We start from the raw sequence: 21,938 nt of genomic DNA, 5'->3' as shown, positions 1-21,938 counted from the left end.
GACCAAATTGAAACATGATACATTGCCGCACATCATTTTGCTGTTTCCATACGTATGTCAGAGCATTCATTACCCGATTTCAGTCATGTCCTGGCCGCCGCCGGACGCATTAAACCCTATATCACCCCGACCCCATTACTCCAGTCCAGCCTGCTGGACAGTTGGCTGGGCCATAAGGTGATCTTCAAGGCCGAGTGCTTTCAGCGCACCGGTGCCTTTAAGCTGCGCGGCGCCATGAGTGTGCTTACCGACTTAGCCGAACGCCAGCAATTGCCCAGGCGAATTGTGGCCAACAGCTCCGGCAACCATGCTCAGGCGGTCGCCTACGCGGCAGGTGAACTGGGCATTCCGGTGACCATCTACACCGCCAACAGCATTTCGGCGGTCAAGGCCGCTGCCACCGAGTATTACGGCGCCGAGCTGGTTCGCTGTGAGTCTCGCCTGGAGGCGGATAAGGCCGTGGCCGAAGCTTCCAGACAACCGGATACACTTTGGATCCCGCCTTTTAATCACCCGCAGATTATCGCCGGACAGGGCACGGCCACGCTTGAGGCTTTAAGCCAAACGGGCGAAGTGGATATGGTTTGCGCGCCCTGTGGTGGTGGCGGGCTGTTGTCCGGCACCCTTTTAGCCAGCCGCGCTCTCAGCCCCAAAGCCGAGGTGATCGGTGCCGAGCCAACGGCCGCCAACGATGCCGCTCAGTCGCTGGCTCAGGGTAAGATCGTCACCTTAAAACAGCCGCCACAAACCCTGGCCGACGGTGCGGCCACGCCCGCGGTGGGCGATATTACCTTTGAGTTTTTAAAACAGCTGGATGACTTTTATCAGGTGGAAGAAGCGCAAATTGCCTACTGGACCCAGTGGCTGCAACACCTGCTTAAGGTGCATGTAGAACCCACCTCGGCCATGAGCATGGCGGCGGTGGCGGCCTGGCTACAGGAACAGTCCAGCCCCAAAACCGTTTTGGTCATACTCTCCGGGGGCAATATTGACCAGCAGAAGATGCAGCAAATTTGGGCCGAGGATTATCTGCCCTATCCCCCCATTCTCGACTAGCACCGACGACATCAGGGACTGACCTTCAGTCCCTTTACTTTCTGCGCTTCCCCCTCATACTCAATGGTAAGTACTTGAATTGTTAACCTTAAAGGGGGGTCGATGCGAGTTGCCTTAGGCTATTTTAGTGGCGCCTTAGTGGCCCTGATGCTGGGTCTGCTGGCCCCTTATTGGTTTATCAAGCTGGTGCTGTTCTGGTCCGCCGTGGCACTGGGTATCGTCGCTACCGGCTATCTGTTCAGCATTCACAGCCTGTTTCGCAAGCGCGCCAATGGCCGCATTCCCCGCTACATTCGCTGGCTGTTATGGCCCGTGACCTTAGGTTCCAGCCTGTATAATCGATGGCGTCGTCACCGGGATAAAGGCCCTGCCTTTCATCAGCTCAGTGATCATCTTTATGTGGGCAGCCGCCTGTTTCAGAGCGATATTGAAACGCTCAAACAGGAAGGCATTGTGGCCATACTGGATGTGACTGCAGAGTTTAATGGCCTGGACTGGAGCGAGGATGAAGAGCACCTGCACTATCTGAATATTCCGGTACTGGACCATCGCTTTCCGCCAGCCAAAGAGTTACACCGGGCGCTGAACTGGCTACACAACCACATTCGTCAGGGCCGCAGCGTTATTGTTCACTGTGCCTTAGGGCGGGGGCGCTCGGTGTTTGTCAGCGCCGCGTATTTGCTGGCGTGTAACCCGGAACAAAGTGTCAAAGGCCTGCTCAGCGATATCAGCGCCACCCGCCGTATTGCCCGGCTCAACCGCTCTCAAAAGCGCCAGCTGAATGCCCTTAAAAAAACCAACCACCTCCATTTTGGCGACCCGGCGGCGTTAATCATTAACCCGGTAGCCGGGGGCGGTAAATGGCAGCGGCATAAGGCGCTGATCATGCAAAAGCTCAGTCAGTATTATTTACTGGAGGTGTACAAAACCACCGAGCAGCACAGTGCCTCTGAGTTAGCCCGACAGGCTTTGAAACAGGGCCATACGCGACTGTTTGCAGGCGGCGGTGATGGCACCGTCAATGCGGTGGCCGCGACCATGGTAGACAGTGACGCCACCCTGGGCATTCTGCCACTGGGTACCGCCAATGCGTTAAGTTCGGTGCTGTTAGGCCAGCACTCCAGCCTGATCCCGATGGATATCGCCTGTGATGTTATTACTCGCCAGTACACACAACGCATCGACACGCTCAACTGCAATGACGAAACCGCCCTGCTGATGGTGGGGCTGGGTTTTGAATGCTCTATGATCGAAAACGCCGACCGTGAGGCTAAGGACGCCGAGGGTCAGATCGCTTATTTGAAAGGCTTTTGGCAAGCCATTAATGCCAATGACTCGCTGGAGCTGGAATACCAGCTGGACGATGAAGCCCCCTTCAGCGAGGACACCGCCAGCGTGGTCATCGCTAACGCCGCGCCTTTTTCATCCATTCTGGCCCGGGGCGGCGGCGAACCCCGGTTCGACGACGGACTGCTGGATATGACCCTGATACCGGCGCAGGAAGGGGTCAGCGGCCACATTGCCAGCTTGTTAGAGCTGACCTTTGAAAGCATGACCGAGACAACCCTTCCCGGTAAGACGCATCATTTTACCCCTAAACAGGTCGTAATCCGGGCAGGCCAGTCCATTAATTATGTGCTGGACGGAGAAAAACGCCGTGCCAGCGAACTCACTATCCGGGTTTGTCCCCGCACGCTAAACGTACTGGTCCCACACCCGGAGGTTTAAGACCGGGGATCCGTGCTGGTCACTTCGATGCGATCACGGTGCCTGGTTCGAAATTCTTTTAATGCGTCCAGTCCCGTAAGGTCATGCAGCTGCCTGAATTCTACCCAATCGATCAGGCAATACAGGCAAATCGCCGGGTAATGCCACTGGTCGAATTCACCCTGCTCCACCAGCGTATTCAAGTGGTCCAGTATGGTATCTACCCGCTCCCGCTGCAGGCGCAAAAACAAGGCGTCTTTGTCGCCGTCCATGCCCGAGCGTTGCAACATCAGCAATTCAACAAAGGAGTCATTGGCCGAGTCGATCAGGGTCAGAAAGTTCTCCTGTTGCCAGCTCAGCTGTTCGCGTTGATATTGCTCGTTCAGGAAACGAAAAATGACCCGCGAATCATAGATGACCTGACCGTCTTGCTTAATCATGGGGATTTTCAGGGTCGGATTTTCCTGGGCCAGTTTGGCCCTGTCCGGCCCTTCGAAGATTTGCAGGTTTACAAACTCATGCTCGGTATTCGCCAGCCAGATACGCAGCCGACGAACAAAAGGCGATGTGGTGGAACCGTATAGAGTTAACATGCTGCCATCCTCTTAATCTTGTGAGCGTGGAGAAAAATACAATTGAGCCAAATCAGGGTAGTATTGTTTGGCCTCTCCCGCGAGCACCAACTCCCGCATTCGCCGGTCAAATAATCGTTTAAGTCGCTCACCTCTGGCCGAATCCTGGAATAGTGCAAATACCGGCAGACCGGGGTGAATAACCCGGGTGGCGTAAGCCTCCCGGTGTTCGGACAGGTTATACGGATAATCGACCACGATCTGCAGCTTGTCGTTATCCAGTAGCTGTAAACACTGGTTAATATCCCTGACCTGATAAAGCTTCACGTGTTCGGGCAACCACTGTTCAAAGTGATACCCCATAACCACACAGGCAGTAGCGTTCTGATGCTGCTCAAACACCTGAGACAGGGTTGAGGCGTCTTTCGCAATAGCCACCACATCGCTCTCATACTCCAGATGTACCTCGGCCGAGCGCATATTGCCGCTTATCTCATTGCGATAGGCTCCCAGCAATATATCGTGACGCCCGTTCGAGAACTCCATCTTTGCCCGTCGCCAGTTGGAGAGCCGGGGGTTAACGGTAATCCCCTCTGGGCCAAAAATGGCGTTTAGCAGGCGCCAGTAACTGTCATCAGGAAACTGGGTATAGTCTCCCCATGGCGCCGTCGCCACAGTAATAGATCGAATAACCGGTCCGCCGGCGGACAGTTGAGGCGCTTTAATACCGTACTGTTTCCGGAGCAATGCGATGGTTCCTTCTTTCTCCATCGATGCCAGGTGCTTGCCCAGATGGTCGGCCAGCTTTCGGTGTTTCTTATGCAGATAGTGGTAATCGGTCTGCACTTTTAAAGGCACGATAATACGGTGAGGCTCCTGGGTGTGGACAGTCTCCGGTAACATGGTATCGGCCATTAGCGCGGCATCCACCCGCCCCGAGGCCTGCATGTTTAGAGCCGCCTCCGCCGACAACACTCTGGTCACCCGCAATGACTCTCTGGGGTGCATCTCTAACCATTGTTGTCCGGCTTTGAAGCCTCGTGGCATAGCCAGGCTTAGAATCTGTGAGTAATCGCAAATCCCACAAACCCGCCGATCACCCACCAACACCGTCTGAAAATCAAACAGTGGATGATCTACCCGGATCAGGTTGGGAAACTCGTTGGGCAATTGCTCTACGCGAGCACGCAGACCATCGATAATGCCAGCATTGGCTGCACGCGTGCTGCGTTTGAGAGGAATAAAGGTGTAGTTAACCTGATAACCCAGTCGCGCATAGGCTTGATCTAAAAGCTGTTCGACAAAAAGTGCGTGATTGGATTTGGGTTTATCGTCGCCGGAGCCATCCAGCTCGATCACCTGCTCAGCGGTTACCAGTCCAGAACAGACTAATAACCCCAAAAGCAGGAGAGCACGCAACATCAGACGCTAAAGCTGGCACCACAACCGCATGTGGTAGTGGCATTGGGATTGTTGACCAGAAAACGGCTGCCCTCAAGACCATCCACATAGTCCACTACACCGCCGACCAGATACTGCAGGCTCATGGGATCCACCACTAAGGTGACACTGTCTTTCTCGATGGCCATGTCGCCTTCATTGACCTTCTCATCGAAGGTGAAACCGTACTGAAATCCAGAGCACCCCCCGCCGGTGACATACACCCGTAATTTCAGGTTTGGATTTTCCTCTTCCTGCACCAACTCCTTAACTTTCAGGGCGGCGGCATCGGAAAACTCAATCGGGGTCGCGGCTTGCACTGCGCTCATAGACAACCTCTCAGGGGTAACAACAATCTGTTACCCATTATCTAATACCTGACTAATTTCATCAATTATTATCCGCCAATGGCGTCTGTTCGCCCAAAGGCCAGACAAAGGCCCGGTGAAGGCTCTGTCGCTCAGGCTTGGAGGCGGAAAAATGCACTTCAACCCGCTCGGGGATAAAGCCTTCGGGTAAGGTAAAATTGCCTTCCAACACTTCGAAGAAGCGAAAGTTAAACGACAGCGGACCATTAACACTGGTGTCCAGCTCCAACAGGTCATACTGTTTATCCTTCCCCTGCTGACTGCCAAAAATCAACACCGACGCCTTCCCCCTGACAAACTCATTACGCTGGCTTTGCTGCATCATTACCAGAGAAAAATGGTAGTGGCCGGGAATGCTGCTGGGCTGCACCGTAAAATCATCGATGGCGACGCCCTGCTCCTGAAGCTCGGGGGCCATTACTCGCTGATAGAAGGACAGCTCCTGCTTAAGCGCCGCCTGTCCCTGAATGGCCTGATGTAACTGTGACTGGTTATTTTGATTGGCGAGGCGCTCCACCTCCAATTCCACACCTAACACATTGAGTTTGCGCACCAGCTCATTATTTTTATCCGTAACCGACGTCAGGCTGTTGCGCAAACCTTGAATGGTTTTGTCCTGCGCCTGCTGGCGATAATGGCCAACTTCGTAACCCAGATAGGCCACCAGGGCCAATAGCGCCAAACTCATCAGGTAGAAGCGCATCGCCCCAAGCCGGGCCTTAATATCCTGAATCTTCAATTTTGTTACCCGCTTTGGTTTCTTCTTTTCAATTTTCTTTAATTACAAACACTTGTGTTAGACTTTAACCAACCGTCTGCAATTGTGGTGCTCATGTTTCTCGATCGGCTGCGATTTATACTGGCTCAACCCAAGACCTCGGTTCAGCTTTGTGTGCTGGGCATTGTTGCCGGCAGTAGTGCAGCTTTGTTGATCATCCTGTTTCGCTTAGCCATTGAACATTTGCAGCTTCTGTATCTGCAACAGGTCGACGACTTTACCACGATGCCCGCCTTCGAGCGGCTGTTTCTGCCCTTTGCCGGGGTTGTGTTAATTCTGTTGTTCGCCTACGCGTCTGGATTTAAACATTACCGCACCGGCATCCCTTATGTCATCCACCGTTTAAAGCACAGCTATGGCTATATTCCGCTGCGCAGTACCCTGAACCAATTTTTTGGTGGCGTATTGGCGCTGGCCAGCGGTTTCTCGGTGGGCCGGGAGGGGCCCTCGGTGCATTTGGGGGCTGCCGCCTCAGGCTTTATCGGACGCTGGCTGAAACTGCCCTATAACAGCACCCGGATTCTGGTAGGCTGCGGAATCGCCGCAGGCATCTCAGCCTCTTTTAATACCCCGTTTGCGGCCGTGATTTTTGTGATGGAGGTGGTGCTACGAGAATACCGTATCCACCTGTTTGTGCCTGTGATGCTGGCCGCGGCCTGTGGCTCGGTATTGACCCGCGTCGTGTTCGGCGAGGCCAGTGAACTGGCTTTCTTGCGCTTTGTCAGTTTGCCTCAGTGGTACTATCTGTACCTGGTGCTGTTCGGTATCGGCCTTGGGGCTTTAGCGACCCTGTTTAACCGCCAGTTGATGTTTTTGATCCGAGCTACCCGCCCCTTAAGCATGGTGACGCGACTACTGTTGGCGGCTTTGCTGACGTCCATCGTCGGCTACATGCTGCCTCAAGCGATGGGCTCCGGGGTCAGCGCCATTCAGTTTGTGATTGAGCAGCCAGAAAACCTGATGCTGCTATCGGCGATCCTGGCGGCCAAGTTTCTGCTCACCATTGGTGCGCTGGGGCTGGGTGTGCCCGGCGGGGTTATCGGCCCCGTATTCGGTATGGGCGCACTGGCTGGCACCCTGCTTTTAGTGCCCCTGACTTTATGGATGCCCCAGTCGCAGGATTACGTCAGCAGCTTCGCCCTGCTGGGCATTGCCGGACTGCTTACCGCTGTATTACACGCACCTCTGGCTGCACTGTCGGCGGTGATGGAGTTGTCCTTCTCGCCCGAGGTTATCTTACCGGCGATGCTGGTGATCGTACCGGCCTATGTCACCTCAACCCAGCTGTTTAAAAACCGATCTATATTCCTTCAGCAGCTGGAATTCCAGAAGCTCAGCTACCGCAACTCCTCGGTGCAGGCCCACCTGCAAAAAACCGGTGTGTTGGCGATGATGAATCCGGCGTTTCGGTTGCTGCATAACGCCAACGAACAACAGCTGCTGGCTCAGTTGAATAAGTACCCGGATCACGCCATTATTCACCGGCGGGAGAAAGACGACGAAGTGGAATACCTGTATATCCAATACGATGTCAGCCTGTCCACCAATGAAGAAACCCCCACCCGCAGCTTCCCCATGCCGGCCATTGCCAGCCAGGCTACTCTGGCCGAGGCCTATAATGCCCTACAGGCTAAACGCGATGGCGCAGTGTATATCTACGGCAAGGACGAAAGCGACGTGCTGGGCGTGTTGACCTGGAATCAGCTCAGAAACGAAATCATGCTGGAGCAATATTAGATGTTGTGGTTAAAAGCCTTTCATGTATTTTTTATGGTGGCCTGGTTTGCGGGTCTGTTCTATTTACCGCGACTGTTTGTTTATCATGCCGAGGCCAGCGAACAAGCAGTGAAAGACACCTTCAAGGTGATGGAGCGTCGTCTGTGGTGGTTTGTCACGCCTTTTGCCGTCCTGACACTGGTATTCGGCCTCTGGCTGATTGGCGTTTATGGAATGGCGTGGCTAAAGGCCTCAGGCTGGTTGCATGCCAAACTATTGCTGGTATTGGCGCTGTATGTTTATCACGGATATCTGTTTGTGCTGATGAAGCGCTTCGCCGTGGATAAAAACCAGCACTCGGCCCGTTTTTATCGCATCTTAAACGAGACGCCGGTGCTGGTATTGTTGGCGGTTATTCTGCTGGCGGTATTGAAACCCTTCTAGCGAATCACACTGGCTAAGAAGGATTGCGCCTCCACTTCGGGGTCCAGTTGTCCCAGCCAGATACGCACCAGTCGGGAACGGGAAATGCCGGTCTTCTGGCTCAACGCATCCAGCGTTTCCCTGGCGTCATCGGTCAGACGAACGGAGGTGGTTTTCATCGGTTCGCCCGCACACGGACTTACTGGCCCCGGGCTCTCAACCACCTTTAGCTTGGGATGAGCCTGACCAGCGGCATAATAGCTGGCCTGGTCGATAAACTCGTCCGCCGTCAGCCTGGGTTTAGGCGTGGCCGATGGCGATTTTCGCATCAGACTGCTGAAGGTCATTCGACGACTCCCCCTTTCCCCGAGCCAATAGCTCGTCAACGATACTGCGGATTTCCTGAGCGGCTTTGCCGTTGGGCTCATTTTCCATCACTGACAGCCCCTGCTCCTCACTGTCGTCATAAATATTACGACTGTAAGTCACCGTATTCAGCACCGGCAACTCGAAGGAACGGCATACCTCTTTGGCTTCAATGATACGTCCCGCGAGATTCGGCAACGACGGACACTGAGTGACCACAAAGGCCACATTCATTCTGGGATTCACCATTTTACAGGTGGAGACGATGTCTTCCATGTGCGGCACCGTCTTCAGATCCCGGCGCTTCGGCCGAAGCGGCATCAGAATATGGTCGGCCACCGCCATGGAGGAACGCAGCGCCAGATTATCCTGACCACCACAATCGACGATCACATAATCGTAGAGCTCCTTCATACTCAACAGCTCGTTGCGTATTTTTCCATATAACTGTACACAGTTAATGGTGGGCAAGTCCTGCTCATTGTTGTTACGCTCATGAATCCAGTCTGAAGTGGTGCGCTGCGGATCACAATCCACCATCAGGACCTTGGCCTTGCGCTCGCGGCGCAGATAAACGGCAATATTTTGGGCCAGGCAGCTCTTGCCGCTGCCGCCTTTTTCGCCTCCGACGAGAATGATCATGGTATTCCCCCTTCCGATCACGGAGATTGCTACTGAACACTGGTTAAATTTAAACCAATTTAACGCTGCGCCCTAATAAAAGCGGGGATGACAAACCACTATTAGGAATATTTTACAATACCTAAGGAATCACTACGGTATCCGATGGCCCACTCATTGTCATGCGCAGAGATAGTGTTCATCGACTCGGATTGCTAGAATTGGGCCAATATTCACCATCATCGGCAATTCAGCATGAACGAGTTTCGCGGCAGCCATATTCTGTCGGTTAATCAGTTTGACAGGGACAGCATAGAAACCATCTTTGCGGTGGCGGATAAGATGGAACCCTATGCTCATCGTAAGAAGCGCAACAAGGTTTTAGACGGAGCCATTCTGGGTAATTTGTTTTTTGAGGCCAGTACCCGAACCCGGGTCAGCTTCGGCACCGCCTTCAATTTGCTGGGCGGAGAGGTCAGGGAGACCACCGGTATGACGTCCTCGGCACTGGCCAAGGGCGAATCCCTGTACGATACCGCCCGGGTGTTAAGCAGCTATTCGGACATCGTCGCCATGCGCCATCCCCAGGCAGGCTCGGTGGCAGAATTTGCCGAAGGCAGCCGGGTACCGGTGATTAACGGCGGCGACGGCTCCAACGAGCACCCTACTCAGGCACTGCTGGATCTCTACACCATCAACAAAGAGTTACAGTTCCATGGCGAAACCATCGACGGTATGCACATCGCTATGATCGGTGATCTCAAACACGGCCGTACGGTGCACAGTCTGTCCAAACTGCTATGTCTGTACGACAATATTCGCTTTACCCTGATCTCCCCGAAAGAGCTGGCCATGCCGGACTCGGTGCTGGATACCATCAGCAATGCCGGGCACAGATTTACCATCACCGACAAACTGGAAGGCAGTGTGGATGCAGACATCTGCTATCAGACCCGGGTGCAGGAAGAACGCTTTGCCACTCAGGATGACGCGAATAAGTATCGCGGCAAATTCCGACTGAATCAGGATATCTACACTCGCCACTTTCAGTCCAAGACCGTCATCATGCATCCGTTGCCGCGCGACTCACGCGCCGATGCCAACGAACTGGACAATGATCTGAACCTTAATCCCAATCTGGCCATATTCAGACAGGTGGATAACGGCGTGCTGATCCGCATGGCCCTATTCGCCCTGACACTTGGGGTCGATAATATTCTGCAAAACTATGACTGCGACGTGCAGTGGTACAGTAACAAACAGGTGAACACCTAAACTATGCAAAAATCTATTGAACTGTTTAAACGCGCCCAAGCCCATATTCCCGGTGGCGTCAATTCCCCCGTTCGCGCTTTTAAGGCGGTGGGCGGTACTCCCCTGTTTTTCGAAAAAGCCGACGGTGCCTATATGACCGACGCTGACGGCAAGGACTACATCGACTATGTGCAGTCCTGGGGCCCCATGGTCATGGGCCATAACCATCCGGATATTCACGCCGCCGTATTGAAGGCCGTGGATAAAGGCCTGAGCTTCGGCGCACCGACCAGCAGCGAAGTTGAAATGGCGGATTTGATCAGCGAACTGGTGCCCTCCATGGACATGGTGCGTATGGTCAACTCCGGCACGGAAGCCACCATGAGCGCCATTCGTCTGGCTCGCGGTTACACCGGGCGGGACAAGATCGTAAAGTTTGAAGGTTGTTATCACGGCCATGCTGACTCGCTACTGGTTAAGGCTGGCTCCGGCGCGCTGACCTTTGGTACGCCCAGCTCACCAGGCGTTCCTGCAGACCTGGCCCAGCATACCATTACCGTGGAATACAATAATCTGGACAGCGTCAAGCAGGCGTTCGAGCAGGCCGGTGATCAAATCGCCGGAATTATCGTCGAGCCGGTAGCTGGCAATATGAATTGTGTGCCGCCAGTAGACGGGTTCTTACAAGGCCTGAGAGACGTCTGCGATCAACACGGTTCGGTGCTCATCTTTGACGAAGTGATGACGGGCTTTCGTGTGGCCCTGGGCGGCGCTCAGGCTCACTATGGCATTACCCCCGACCTGACCTGTTTGGGCAAGGTTGTCGGCGGCGGTATGCCGGTAGGTGCCTTTGGTGGTCATAAAGACATTATGAACCATATCTCTCCCAATGGCCCTGTGTATCAGGCCGGTACTCTGGCAGGTAACCCGGTAGCCATGGCTGCGGGACTGGCATCTTTAAAGGCGATTCAACAACCGGGCCTTTACGATGAGCTCACCCGCAAAGCCAACAAACTGGTAGACGGCATTAAAGCGGCGGCCGATAAACACAAGATTCCTTTAACCACGAACACCGCGGGCAGCATGTTCGGACTGTTTTTCACCAAGGATGCCAAGGTCACTCGCTATCAACAGGTGATCAGCGCCAATACGGAGCAGTTTAACCGCTTCTATCACGGCATGTTGGATGAGGGCGTGTATCTGGCCCCTGCCTCATACGAGGCCGGATTTATGTCCGCCGCTCACACTGACGACATTATTGACCAGACCATCGCCGCTGCCGATCGCGTGCTGGCCAGACTCTGATCTTATGGGGGAGCGCAGGCTCCCCTTTTTTGCTTCTCTACTTTGTTTAACCACCCGGCAAGCCTAGCTCTTAGCCGCTATTCCAGCTTCCTCGACTCAACTAACCAAAATGGTGCATCCAGTGTCAGCAAATATTGGCACTGCCTATCAGGGTCTTAACTTTACAACTCGATGACAATCACCGCAGAATGGGATGGCATCCATAATTCCAAGTATAAAGAGATGGCAGCCATGGGATTTCAACGCTCACTCAGCCAACGCATTATCATCAGTAGTATTGCCTGTGTCGCCCTGCTTTTCGCTCTCTATGGCGTCATTCAGGTGGTCAACGTCAAGCACGACACCGAGTCAAAGGTCCATGACGATATTCAGTCTCTGGTCAAACTCAACGCCGAACGCATCCGTGGCTTTTTTGTCGCAAAAGGTCAGGTGATCCACAGTGTGTTCAGTAATCCTCAGGTGCTGGACTGGTTTGAGTCCTACGATGACCGTGGCGGAAATATTGCCGACAATACCGACTATCAGGCAGTAACACGTTATTTTCGCTTTTTCTCCGATCAGGATGACGCCATCAAGAGTGTATTTTTCGGCTCCGCCAATACCTATGAATATTTCGATCTTAATGGTCGCTACAACGACCTCAGCTACTTCACCAACAAGCGGCCCTGGTGGTTCGAAGCCCAGGACAAGGGACGCCTGTATGTCTCCGACCCGGCGGTAGACGCTAACGACGGTTCTATTTCAGCGACCATTAAGACCCCGGTCCATCGCGACGGTCGCTTCCTGGGCATAGGCGGCATGGATATTCTGATCAGTACCATCGGCAAACAGTTGCTGGGCAAGATCAAGTATCAGAATCTTGGCAACGCTTTCCTGGTCACCGATAAGGGTGTACTGGTCTATTTTCCTGGTTTCAATAAGGACTTCCCACCAGGCAGCGATATCACGCAGGTCAACCAGGCCTTCGGTGACACATCGGGTTTCAAGCAGTTAAAGCAACTGACCGGTTCTCAGGATAGCGGCATGACCGAGGTTCAGTGGCAGGGGCAGACTTATCAGGTAATTTTCGAGCCTGTGGCCAGCGACTATCCGGCCATGAACTGGAAGCTGGGCTTTATGGTCCCCACCACCGTGGTGAGCGACCCGGTCTGGAGCGCCGTGGGTTGGACAGTACTTTACCTGGTGATCATATTAGCCATCATTACCGCGGCCATGGTCTTGGTGATCAAGCCTGCGTTACAACCACTCAAGCATATGCTCAGTGCCATGTCTGAGATAGCTCAGGGCGAGGGCGACCTGACAAAACGTATCGACGTCAAACGTCAGGACGAAATTGGCCAGTTGGCCGAGGCCTTCAATCAGTTTATCGGTAAGATCCAACAACTGGTAACACAGACTCTGGATATCACCGCAGAGGTGACTCGCACCACTGACACGGTGTCACGGGTGACGCAGAAAAATGTCTCTCTGGTGAATCAGGAAAAAACCGAGATCGAGACCGTCGCCAGTGCCAGCCAACAAATGGCAGAAACCAGTCGGGAGGTCGCCGCCAGTACCGAACAGGCCATGCAGGTCTCTGACAACTCCCGCCAGCGCGTGGATGACGGTTCACAGGAAGTCAGCCGGGCAGTATCGCGCATTCAGCAGCTGTCAAAAAACATGGACCACAGCGCCACCCTGGTTACCGAGCTGGAAAGCCAGACCGAGAGCATCGGCTCGGTGCTCGAAGTGATCAACAACATCACCGAGCAGACCAATTTACTGGCACTGAACGCCGCCATCGAGGCCGCCCGTGCCGGCGAGCAGGGGCGTGGTTTTGCGGTGGTGGCCGATGAGGTTCGCACCCTTGCCGGACGTACCCATGAGTCTACTCGTCACATTCAGGAAATCATTGAGAAACTGCAAAGCTCAGCCAAACAGGCCAACCAGGCGATGCAAAGCTCAAACCGCGAGGCCGATGAGGGAGTGGAGCAGGTGCAACAGATTCAGCGCGTGCTGGATCAGGCACTTACTGATATAGAGGCCATTCAGCAGCAGATGCACAGTATTGCAGCGGCCAATACCCAACAGGCCCAAATTGCTGAGGATGTGGCCAGGAACACCAATCACGTGCGCAGCATGGCCGACAAGAGCGTCAACGAATCCAACGACGTGGAAAAAAGCATTAAGCAGCTACAGAGCTTGTCCACCGGACTGGATAAGGTACTTCGCCAATTCAGGGTATAGGTATCCCCTCTGTTAGGAAATGCCGGTAGGCCTGAATCGCTTTATCGCTTTTGATGGTGGCCCCATGGCTTGCCTCAGGAATCACCACCAGTAACTTGCTTTCGCTGGCTGCTCGTTCATAAAGGCTTTGCGCGTATTCAGGCGGCGTGGTGGTGTCTTCCTCTCCGACCAGTAACAACAGCGGTCGCTCAAACTGCTGCAGCTGTTGGCGGTTGTCGATGACGGCCAGCTCAGGCGCAAGATTCACCTCGACCACCGCCGGCGAGAGTCGCTCAACCAGCTCAGGCACATTAGCAATAGCACCATCCAGGACCAGACCGGAGACCTCGCTGTTATTGGCCACGTATGCGCCAATCAATGAGCCCATCGACAAGCCGTGTATAAATGTTGGCAACCGAGACGGCAGAAGCTCGGCAACTTCGCCATAGGTAATGAGTGCGTCTCGTTTTAATTGGTCAATACTCAAGGTGCCACGGCCACCGCTGCTGCCGGTACCGCGATAGTCAAACCAGACCAGGTTAACCGGTATACGGGCAAAGTATCTGAGGACTTTATGAGCCTTGGCGATGGTCATGCCATTTCCGCCGTAAAGCAGCACATTAGCCCGGGCCTGCGGCAACTGCATTTTCAGTCCCGACAGCTTAACCCCATCACCCGCAGTCACACTGACAACCTCGGCCTCTGCGTGTGGTGCCGTCTCAGTCAGATTATTTTGGATCGTCTTCAAATCCAGTGGCTGTTGCCGTTTATCCTGATAGATAAAGTTCTCTGGGGTCACATCCACTGCACAGCCTTGAAGTGTCACAGCAACGGTAAGAACTATCGCTAACCAGTACTTCTGATACCCATTATTCATTCCCTGATTCCTTATTATTATTGTCGCGCTGTCTGATCGTAACTCTGATGATCGGCGAATTACACCAATGAGGTCATAAGTGAGTGTTCGCTTTTGTTTCCGGTGACGGAACCCCTGGCTCAGGGGCTTTATCGCGTCACGGGATGTAATGAGCTCAGCCTTATGGTTAGATAATGCGGCGAATAACAACAGGGAAATAACATGCTGAAGCTGAAACACAGTCTTTATCTGGCGCTGCCTTTGGTGGTCGCCTGTACCACCTCCACGACCCAAGCGCCTCAGGCACCTGACGCACAAGTAGGCCAAACTCAACTGACTTACCCTGATACCCGTCAGGGCAATGTAGTGGATAGCTACTTTGGCACCGACGTGGCCGATCCTTACCGCTGGCTGGAAGACGACATGAGCGAGGAAACCGCCGAGTGGGTGAAGGCACAAAACAAAGTGACCTTCTCCTATCTGGATCAGATCAAAGGCCGCGAGCAAATCCGCCAGAAGCTGGAAAAGCTTTGGAACTACGAAAAAGTCAGCTCCCCGTTTAAGGAAGGTAACTACACCTACTTTTACAAAAACGACGGTCTGCAAAACCAGTATGTAGTCTATCGCACCGACAAAGACGGCAACACCGAGGTGTTCCTTGACCCCAATAAATTCAGTGAAGACGGCACCACTTCGCTGGCCCAGTTAACCTTCTCGGAAGATGGCAGCATCGCCGCCTATGCGATTTCCGAAGGGGGCAGCGACTGGCGCAAGATCATCGTTATCGATGCCGAAACCAAAGAACGACTGGAAGCCCCTCTGGTTGACGTGAAGTTCAGCGGTATTAACTGGAAAGGCAACGATGGCTTCTATTACGCCAGTTACGACAAGCCTGAAGGCAGCGAACTGTCCGCTAAAACCGACCAGCATAAGCTTTATTACCATAAACTGGGCACAGAGCAGAGCCAGGATAAGCTGGTATTTGGCGGCACGGAAGCCCAGAAGCACCGCTACGTGGGCGCCAGTGTTACCGAGGATAACCGTTATCTGTTTATCAGCGCGGCGGTTTCCACCTCCGGTAACAAACTGTTTATGCAGGATCTGACCCAGCCTGACTCGCAGCTGGTGACCATCCTGGATCACACCGACTCCGACACCACTGTGTTGGATAACCGCGGCAGCAAGCTGTACTTAGTCACCAACCTGAATGCGCCCAACAAAAAGGTAGTGACCGTGGATGCGGCCAATCCCCAACCGGACAACTGGCAGGACTTTATCCCTGAGACCAACAATGTGCTTACCATCAACAAGGGCGCAGGCTACCTGTTTGCCGAGTATATGGTGGATGCCATTTCTAAGGTCAAACAATACGACTACGACGGCAAGCTGGTACGGGATGTAACCCTGCCGGGCGTGGGCAGCGTGGGCGGCTTCGACGGCAAGAAAGAAGACGAGACCCTGTATTACAGTTTCTCCAACTACAAGACCCCCACCACCATCTACAGCTATGCGCCGGATAGCGGCGAGTCGGCTATCTACAAGAAGCCCGATATCGACTTTAACCCGGATAACTATGTGTCTAAGCAGGTGTTCTACACCTCTAAAGACGGCACCAAGGTGCCCATGATCATCACCCACAAGAAGGGGCTGGAACTGAACGGCAAAAACCCCACCATTTTGTATGGTTATGGCGGTTTTAACATCAGCCTGACGCCACGCTTTAGCGTATCGCGCGCCGTGTGGATGGAAATGGGCGGCATTTATGCCGTTGCCAATCTGCGTGGTGGCGGTGAATACGGCAAGGCCTGGCATAAGGCCGGCACCAAGATGAACAAACAGAATGTGTTTGATGATTTCATCGCCGCCGGAGAATACCTGATTGCCAAGGACTACACCGATGAAGACTACCTCGCCATTCAGGGCGGCTCTAACGGTGGCCTGCTTGTGGGTGCGGTAATGACTCAGCGACCGGATCTGATGGAAGTCGCCCTGCCTGCGGTTGGGGTGCTGGATATGCTGCGCTATCACACCTTCACCGCTGGTGCGGGCTGGGCCTATGACTATGGCACGGCCGAGGACAGTAAGGAGATGTTTGAGTACTTAAAGGGCTACTCTCCGGTTCACAATGTCGAGGAAGGTGAAGACTACCCGGCGACTATGATCACCACAGGCGATCATGATGACCGCGTGGTTCCGGCTCATTCGTTTAAGTTTGCAGCGGAACTGCAGGCCAAAAACGCGGGTAGCGAGCCACAACTGATCCGCATCGAAACCAAGGCCGGTCATGGCGCCGGAACCCCGACGTCGAAGCGCATCGAACAAGCCGCCGATATCTACGGCTTTGCGTTGTTTAATATGGGATTGCTGGATTAATCTCCTGCGGTAATAATAAAAAACCGGCGTTTTTACGCCGGTTTTTTTAGATCTCATCATCACTCAACTGCCGAATAACTGTTCCCAGAAGCTTTTCTCTTCAGGCGGTTCATCCTTAGGTGGAGCTTTATGTACCGTATGACAGGCTTGCCTCGGCGGCAGGCTGTCCAGTACCGCTGGCAGGCTGAGACTGTCCGGACAGCCCTGCATCACCGGCAACCCGGTATCCGGGTTAAACTGGGCAATGCCCAAGCCATCGGGGAAGCGTCGGCTTAATGGCTTGGGATGGGTGGCTTTAAGGTAATTGGTATACAGCTTAAGGGCGCCGCTGGAGCCGGTCATATTGATGGGCTGGTTGTCATCCCTTCCCATCCAAACAGTCACCAGATTATTCAGATCAAAACCCGAGTACCAGCTATCCCGATAATCGTCGGTGGTGCCGGTCTTGCCGGCCAGGTTCAGCCCCGGGAACTGGCTCGCCAGCGAGCTGGCCGTGCCTTCTTCGGCCACCTTATGCATGGCGTAATTCAGTAAGTAGGTGGCTTGCGGCGAGGCCTGTTGCCGACCCATCTGCTGATGTCGGTAGAGCACCTGATTATGCGCCCCCACCACCGCGTTGATGCTGTGCAGCGGCTCCTTACGGCCCTCGTTAGCGATAGTCTGATAAAACTGGTTCACCTCGATGGGACTCAGCTCAATGGCCCCCAGAGTGATCGCCGGATAATGAGGAATCTTCCGCTCAACGCCCAACCGCTGCAAGGTATCGGCCACTCTGTCAATGCCCAGTGCCATACCCAGCTTGACGGTCGGCACATTGAGAGAGTTCACCAGCGCCTCGAGCAAGGTCACCGGACCGCGGAAGGTTTTGTCGTAGTTTTGTGGCTGCCATACCTTACCCTGACTGCTTCTCAGTTTAACCGGTTCGTCTTCCAGAATAGAGGCTAAGTGATAGTGCTGGTCCTGTTCCAGTGCGGTGAGATAGACCGCAGGTTTAACCACAGAACCAATAGAGCGCTGCGCATCGAGTGCCCGGTTAAAGCCGTTAAAATCGGCGTCTTTGCCGCCCACCAGCGCGCGGATTTCGCCGCTTCGAATATCGCTCACCACCATAGCCCCTTGCAGAGGCCCGTTTCCGCGCTGGCGTTCCACCTGATTCAGGCCGCGACTCATGACCTGCTCGGCCCGACGCTGCGCCAGTGGGTCCAAGGTGGTAAAGATACGCACCCCGGCGGTCTGACTTTCCGGGTTCGGCAGCACCTGATTCAGCTCCCGGCGCACCCTGTCAATAAAAGCCGGATGCTGCTTATCGGCATGCACACTGCCGCGACTGAGCATTAAGGGTCGGTTAACCCAGTCCTGATAACGTTCGGCACGGATATTGAGGTTATCGAAGGCGATTTTCAGTACCAGATTGCGCCGCTCGATGGCGCGCTCGGGGTGGCGCTGCGGATGATAATAGGACGGACCTTTGACCATGCCCACCAGCGTGGCCAGCTGAGGTATGGTCAGCTCCTGCAGGGGCCGGTTAAAGTAAAAGTAGCTGGCCAGGCCGAAACCATGCACGGCATTAGCGCCATTTTGGCCTAAGTACACCTCGTTTAAATAGGCTTGCAGGATTTCATCCTTGCTGTAACGAAGCTCTATCACCAAAGCCATCATGGCTTCCCTAGCCTTACGGGTCAGTGAGCGCTCACGCGTTAAAAAGAAATTTTTCACCAGCTGCTGAGTCAGGGTACTACCACCCTGCACCGTGCGCCCGGCGGCAATATTCGCCATCAGCGCCCGGGCTATACCTACCGGTGATATGCCAAAGTGCTCGTAAAAACCCTGGTCTTCCACCAGTAGCAGCATATCAATCAGCGGCTCGGGCACATCTTCCAGACTCACCAACATGCGGTCTTCTTTGGTCTGTGGGGTCAGGCGTGTCACCAGCCAGGGCTCGAGGCGCAAGCTATCCTGCCGCGCCTGGTTATGAATCACCCGAATACGGCGCAGCCGATCGTTGCCAAACTCCAGCTCTACCGGCATCACCGGCTGGGCGCCATCAGCGAAATCGAACGCACGCCGGTAGATGCGCAGTCGCTGCCCATGGCGACTGAACTCACCGCTGCGATCGGCCTGCTTAACCTCGCGGTAGCCCAGCAATTGCAGCTCTTCCACTACTTCCTGAGCTTTCAGGCGCTGGCCTTCGAACAGCGTCATGGCCCGGGCATAAACCTGAGCCGGGACCTCCCACTTCTTGCCGCTGAATTTATCCTGGATCAGCGCATCCAGATAAAGGCCATAAACCACCAGCACAGCCAGGCCAGTGAACCCTAACTTCCATTTATTCCGCCAGATCCAGGCAAAGGGGTTTATACGGCGCCACAGGGACGGCTTTTGTGGTTTGGCGGGCTTTCTACGACTCATTGCATGGCCCTTTTGGTTTTGGTGGTTGGCTTGGCATGGGCCGGATCATCGGGCCAGAAGTGTTTGGGGTAACGACCTTTCATCTCTTTTTGCACCTCTTTGTAGCTGCTCCCCCAAAAGCCCGCTAAGTCCTGTGTCTTTTGCAGTGGACGCCCGGCCGGGGATAAAAGTTCCACCGTCACCGGCACCTTGCCCTGACAAACGCTGGGCGTACTGGCCTGACCGTACATCTGCTGCATCTTTACCGCCAACAATACCTGGCCGTCGGCCAGATAGTCCAGCCTGGCCGTATTACCGGTAGGCAGAGTAAAGCGAGCCGGGCAGGCCTGATTGAGCCTTTGCTGCTCGTCCCAGTTTAAGTATTGCCACAGCAGCTGAGTAAAATCGAGCTGCCGCAACTGTCCTGCGCTTAAGACCTTATCCATAAACGGCAGCAACCACTCTTCCAGAGTGGTTAACAGCGCCGCATCACTGAAATCCTGAATATCCTCGCCCAGTGTCTGTCGGTATAAGGCCACCCGGGCCTGTAAGCGGTCAAAACTCTCATCCAGAGGTAGCCAACGCAGTCCTTTATTCATAATCAACTCCTGCCACAAGGTCGGGAGTTCTGACTGATTAGCCCTGGCAGGCTGACCACTTAACACAATCCGTCCCAGCCTCGTTTGCCGCTCGATACGCATGCGTCCCTGTTGTTCGTCCCAATCGCTGTGATTGGCCTCGTCAAAAATCCTTGGCTGCGCTTCCCTTAACGCCGTGATATCCAGCGGGCAGGCACTGGCGATGCGCGCATCGCTGCGCCCTTCCAGTAGCAATAACTCAGGCGCAACCAGCCACTCCTCGCCGGTTAAAGGACTGCCCTCAGGCAGACTCGCGCCCACCCCCGAGGCTAATAAATAACGGCCCTTGCCTCGGTGTTTAGCAATACGTTCGGCAAAACCCAGAGCCAGAATCAGCGCTATCTCCCCTTCGGGTTGAGTGTTTTTCGCCAGCCCCAGGCGTTTGGCCCAGACCCTGGACATAGGCCAGGCCGGATGTTGAGAGTCGTGCTGTAGCTGCTGCCATTGGTGAGCCAGGTTAGCCGAACCTGTCGTCTGGCGCTGTTCCAGAAGGGCGGCTAACTGGCAGGCCAACATGGCCTCGCCTTCGCCTAATGCCTGAGCCCCAATCAACATGGCGGCAATATGGGGATCACTGCCCAGGCTACACATCTGCCGCCCCTTGGCAGTCACCTGACCACTCTCCGATAAGGCGCCGAGCTGCATAAGCAGTTGCCGGGCCGCCTCTTGCTGGGCGGCACTGGGCTTATCCAACAAGGCGAGCTCGTCGATACCGGCCCCCCACACGGCCGTTTCCAGCATCAGGGGCGCGATATCTTCCTGAAGGATTTGCGGCGGCGCCTGCCGGGCCAGACGGGACTGCTGTGACTCAGCCCACAGCCGGTAACACACGCCTTGCTGAGTACGTCCGGCACGCCCGGCACGCTGAGTGGCACTGGCCTGGGAGATCTGCCGCTGTATCAACTGCGACACGCCCCGTTTTAGGTCGAAGCGCACCCGTTTTTCCAGGCCGGAATCCACCACGATGCGGATACCATCGATGGTCAAACTGGTCTCGGCAATATTGGTGGCCAGCACGATCTTGCGCTGGCCCTCTTCGGCCGGGCGGATGGCCTGTTGCTGCGCGCTCTTGCTTAGAGCGCCGTATAATTTGTGAATCTGTGTGTTAGCGCCCACTTTACCGCTGAGTCTTTCTGCCAGGCGGTTAATCTCGCCCGCGCCGGGTAAAAACACCAACACGGAGCCCGCCTCCTGCTTCAGAATAGTGGGAATGAGCACGGCAAGCTGAGCTACCACATCCGGCTGAGGTTTTAGGGGCTGATAGCGCACATCCACCGCATAGCTGCGCCCTGCGGACGCCAGAGTCGCAGCATCGGGCAGCAGGCTTTGTAAGTCCAGCCCTTCCAGGGTGGCGGACATCACCAACAGGCGCAGGTCCTCTCTTAACGCTCCCTGCGTTTCCAGCGCCAGCGCCAGGGCAAAGTCGGAATGAATGCTGCGTTCGTGAAACTCGTCGAACAGGATAAGCCCGATACCGTCCAGTTCAGGATCTTGCTGAATCTTGCGGGTCAACAGGCCTTCGGTGATGACTTCCAGTCGGGTCTCGCTGCTGACCATACTCTCGCCGCGAATACGATAGCCCACGGTTTTTCCCACCGGCTCGCCCAGCTGTTCGGCCAGAAAGCCTGCAATGGCGCGTACCGCCACTCGCCGAGGCTGTAGCATCAGGATCTTCTTGCCCGTTAACCAACCCTGCTTTAACAGCTGCAAGGGTAAATAGGTGGACTTACCCGCTCCCGGCGGCGCGGAGAGAATCACATTACGCTTGGGCAGCTCGGCGGTAAGCTGAGGCAGTATTTCGGCAACGGGTAACAATTCCGGTCCCTTTACGACTGGCGGATCAGAGAATGCCTAGTGTACCCTTAAACTAAT

The 21,938-nt window shown here is 54.6% G+C and carries 17 protein-coding genes; 8 read left to right on the top strand and 9 right to left on the bottom strand.

Features of this window, described 5'->3' with window-relative positions:
* The first annotated feature begins 54 nt into the window (after window positions 1–54).
* Entirely contained in the window at window positions 55–1,056 is a 1,002-nt protein-coding gene (locus HMF8227_RS02485) for a serine/threonine dehydratase (protein ID WP_109338670.1), read from the top strand.
* Window positions 1,057–1,158: 102 nt separating this feature from the next.
* A complete protein-coding gene (locus tag HMF8227_RS02480; protein WP_109338669.1) occupies window positions 1,159–2,784 on the top strand; it encodes a diacylglycerol kinase family protein in 1,626 nt (541 codons plus the stop codon).
* On the opposite strand, the gene HMF8227_RS02475 is transcribed toward HMF8227_RS02480, so the two are convergent.
* From HMF8227_RS02475 to HMF8227_RS02460, 4 genes are all read right to left on the bottom strand, one after another.
* Window positions 2,781–3,356, bottom strand: coding sequence for a glutathione S-transferase family protein (locus HMF8227_RS02475; RefSeq protein ID WP_109338668.1), 576 nt, complete (start codon window positions 3,354–3,356; stop codon window positions 2,781–2,783). The genes HMF8227_RS02480 and HMF8227_RS02475 overlap by 4 nt on opposite strands.
* A 12-nt stretch (window positions 3,357–3,368) precedes the next feature.
* Window positions 3,369–4,757: a type 2 periplasmic-binding domain-containing protein gene (locus HMF8227_RS02470; RefSeq protein ID WP_109338667.1), complete on the bottom strand. Its 1,389-nt coding sequence runs from the start codon at window positions 4,755–4,757 to the stop codon at window positions 3,369–3,371.
* Window positions 4,757–5,104, bottom strand: coding sequence for an iron-sulfur cluster insertion protein ErpA (gene erpA, locus HMF8227_RS02465; RefSeq protein ID WP_109338666.1), 348 nt, complete (start codon window positions 5,102–5,104; stop codon window positions 4,757–4,759). The genes HMF8227_RS02470 and erpA overlap by 1 nt, the downstream gene beginning before the upstream one ends.
* Before the next feature lie 61 nt (window positions 5,105–5,165).
* Entirely contained in the window at window positions 5,166–5,882 is a 717-nt protein-coding gene (locus tag HMF8227_RS02460) for a DUF6776 family protein (RefSeq protein WP_109338665.1), read from the bottom strand.
* Between the two features lie 93 nt (window positions 5,883–5,975).
* Here HMF8227_RS02460 and HMF8227_RS02455 point away from each other — a divergent pair, with 93 nt between their 5' ends.
* Together HMF8227_RS02455 and hemJ are read left to right on the top strand one after the other, a co-directional pair.
* Window positions 5,976–7,658 (top strand): chloride channel protein, encoded by a 1,683-nt coding sequence (locus HMF8227_RS02455; RefSeq protein ID WP_204101020.1) that lies wholly within the window; start codon window positions 5,976–5,978, stop codon window positions 7,656–7,658.
* Complete coding sequence (gene hemJ, locus HMF8227_RS15105) at window positions 7,659–8,081, top strand: protoporphyrinogen oxidase HemJ (protein ID WP_204101019.1); 423 nt, start codon at window positions 7,659–7,661, stop codon at window positions 8,079–8,081.
* On the opposite strand, the gene HMF8227_RS02450 is transcribed toward hemJ, so the two are convergent.
* Window positions 8,078–8,407 (bottom strand): ribbon-helix-helix domain-containing protein, encoded by a 330-nt coding sequence (locus HMF8227_RS02450; RefSeq protein ID WP_109338664.1) that lies wholly within the window; start codon window positions 8,405–8,407, stop codon window positions 8,078–8,080. The genes hemJ and HMF8227_RS02450 overlap by 4 nt on opposite strands.
* Window positions 8,361–9,068, bottom strand: coding sequence for an AAA family ATPase (locus HMF8227_RS02445; RefSeq protein ID WP_109338663.1), 708 nt, complete (start codon window positions 9,066–9,068; stop codon window positions 8,361–8,363). Before HMF8227_RS02445 ends, HMF8227_RS02450 begins: the two co-directional genes overlap by 47 nt.
* A 234-nt stretch (window positions 9,069–9,302) precedes the next feature.
* On the opposite strand from HMF8227_RS02445, the gene HMF8227_RS02440 reads away from it, so the two are divergent.
* From HMF8227_RS02440 to HMF8227_RS02430, 3 genes are all read left to right on the top strand, one after another.
* Window positions 9,303–10,322 carry an aspartate carbamoyltransferase gene (locus tag HMF8227_RS02440; RefSeq protein WP_109338662.1) on the top strand — a complete coding sequence of 340 codons (1,020 nt, stop codon included), beginning with the start codon at window positions 9,303–9,305 and terminating at the stop codon, window positions 10,320–10,322.
* A 3-nt stretch (window positions 10,323–10,325) separates the two neighbouring features.
* A complete protein-coding gene (hemL, locus tag HMF8227_RS02435; protein ID WP_109338661.1) occupies window positions 10,326–11,606 on the top strand; it encodes a glutamate-1-semialdehyde 2,1-aminomutase in 1,281 nt (426 codons plus the stop codon).
* A 231-nt stretch (window positions 11,607–11,837) separates the two neighbouring features.
* Complete coding sequence (locus tag HMF8227_RS02430; RefSeq protein WP_162558461.1) at window positions 11,838–13,832, top strand: methyl-accepting chemotaxis protein; 1,995 nt, start codon at window positions 11,838–11,840, stop codon at window positions 13,830–13,832.
* Here HMF8227_RS02430 and HMF8227_RS02425 read toward each other — a convergent pair.
* A complete protein-coding gene (locus HMF8227_RS02425) occupies window positions 13,822–14,688 on the bottom strand; it encodes a serine aminopeptidase domain-containing protein (RefSeq protein WP_109338659.1) in 867 nt (288 codons plus the stop codon). The two genes, HMF8227_RS02430 and HMF8227_RS02425, sit on opposite strands and share 11 nt — an antisense overlap.
* 201 nt (window positions 14,689–14,889) lie before the next feature.
* Here HMF8227_RS02425 and HMF8227_RS02420 point away from each other — a divergent pair, with 201 nt between their 5' ends.
* Window positions 14,890–17,040 carry a prolyl oligopeptidase family serine peptidase gene (locus tag HMF8227_RS02420; protein ID WP_109338658.1) on the top strand — a complete coding sequence of 717 codons (2,151 nt, stop codon included), beginning with the start codon at window positions 14,890–14,892 and terminating at the stop codon, window positions 17,038–17,040.
* Between the two features lie 63 nt (window positions 17,041–17,103).
* Here HMF8227_RS02420 and mrcB read toward each other — a convergent pair whose 3' ends face one another.
* The gene (gene mrcB / locus HMF8227_RS02415) at window positions 17,104–19,449 is read right to left on the bottom strand and encodes a penicillin-binding protein 1B (protein WP_109338657.1); all 2,346 of its coding nucleotides are present in this window, start codon (window positions 19,447–19,449) and stop codon (window positions 17,104–17,106) included.
* Window positions 19,446–21,881 (bottom strand): ATP-dependent helicase HrpB, encoded by a 2,436-nt coding sequence (gene hrpB, locus HMF8227_RS02410; protein ID WP_109338656.1) that lies wholly within the window; start codon window positions 21,879–21,881, stop codon window positions 19,446–19,448. The genes mrcB and hrpB overlap by 4 nt, the downstream gene beginning before the upstream one ends.
* Between the last annotated feature and the right edge of the window lie 57 nt (window positions 21,882–21,938).

Origin of the sequence: Saliniradius amylolyticus (assembly GCF_003143555.1) — a bacterium.
GTDB lineage: Bacteria > Pseudomonadota > Gammaproteobacteria > Enterobacterales > Alteromonadaceae > Saliniradius > Saliniradius amylolyticus.
The sequence above is the reverse complement of the archived record's forward strand: the minus strand, read 5'-3'. Positions and strand labels throughout refer to the sequence as shown.

What these genes read in the sequence shown, in the direction of transcription:
- HMF8227_RS02425 (WP_109338659.1), bottom strand. Translation starts at nt 14,688, where the DNA reads ATGAATAATGGGTATCAGAAGTACTGGTTAGCGATAGTTCTTACCGTT.
- erpA (WP_109338666.1), bottom strand. Translation starts at nt 5,104, where the DNA reads ATGAGCGCAGTGCAAGCCGCGACCCCGATTGAGTTTTCCGATGCCGCC.
- HMF8227_RS02455 (WP_204101020.1), top strand. Translation starts at nt 5,976, where the DNA reads ATGTTTCTCGATCGGCTGCGATTTATACTGGCTCAACCCAAGACCTCG.
- HMF8227_RS02480 (WP_109338669.1), top strand. Translation starts at nt 1,159, where the DNA reads ATGCGAGTTGCCTTAGGCTATTTTAGTGGCGCCTTAGTGGCCCTGATG.
- HMF8227_RS02450 (WP_109338664.1), bottom strand. Translation starts at nt 8,407, where the DNA reads ATGACCTTCAGCAGTCTGATGCGAAAATCGCCATCGGCCACGCCTAAA.
- HMF8227_RS02430 (WP_162558461.1), top strand. Translation starts at nt 11,838, where the DNA reads ATGGGATTTCAACGCTCACTCAGCCAACGCATTATCATCAGTAGTATT.
- hemJ (WP_204101019.1), top strand. Translation starts at nt 7,659, where the DNA reads ATGTTGTGGTTAAAAGCCTTTCATGTATTTTTTATGGTGGCCTGGTTT.
- HMF8227_RS02470 (WP_109338667.1), bottom strand. Translation starts at nt 4,757, where the DNA reads ATGTTGCGTGCTCTCCTGCTTTTGGGGTTATTAGTCTGTTCTGGACTG.
- HMF8227_RS02475 (WP_109338668.1), bottom strand. Translation starts at nt 3,356, where the DNA reads ATGTTAACTCTATACGGTTCCACCACATCGCCTTTTGTTCGTCGGCTG.
- HMF8227_RS02485 (WP_109338670.1), top strand. Translation starts at nt 55, where the DNA reads ATGTCAGAGCATTCATTACCCGATTTCAGTCATGTCCTGGCCGCCGCC.
- HMF8227_RS02445 (WP_109338663.1), bottom strand. Translation starts at nt 9,068, where the DNA reads ATGATCATTCTCGTCGGAGGCGAAAAAGGCGGCAGCGGCAAGAGCTGC.
- mrcB (WP_109338657.1), bottom strand. Translation starts at nt 19,449, where the DNA reads ATGAGTCGTAGAAAGCCCGCCAAACCACAAAAGCCGTCCCTGTGGCGC.
- HMF8227_RS02420 (WP_109338658.1), top strand. Translation starts at nt 14,890, where the DNA reads ATGCTGAAGCTGAAACACAGTCTTTATCTGGCGCTGCCTTTGGTGGTC.
- HMF8227_RS02440 (WP_109338662.1), top strand. Translation starts at nt 9,303, where the DNA reads ATGAACGAGTTTCGCGGCAGCCATATTCTGTCGGTTAATCAGTTTGAC.
- hemL (WP_109338661.1), top strand. Translation starts at nt 10,326, where the DNA reads ATGCAAAAATCTATTGAACTGTTTAAACGCGCCCAAGCCCATATTCCC.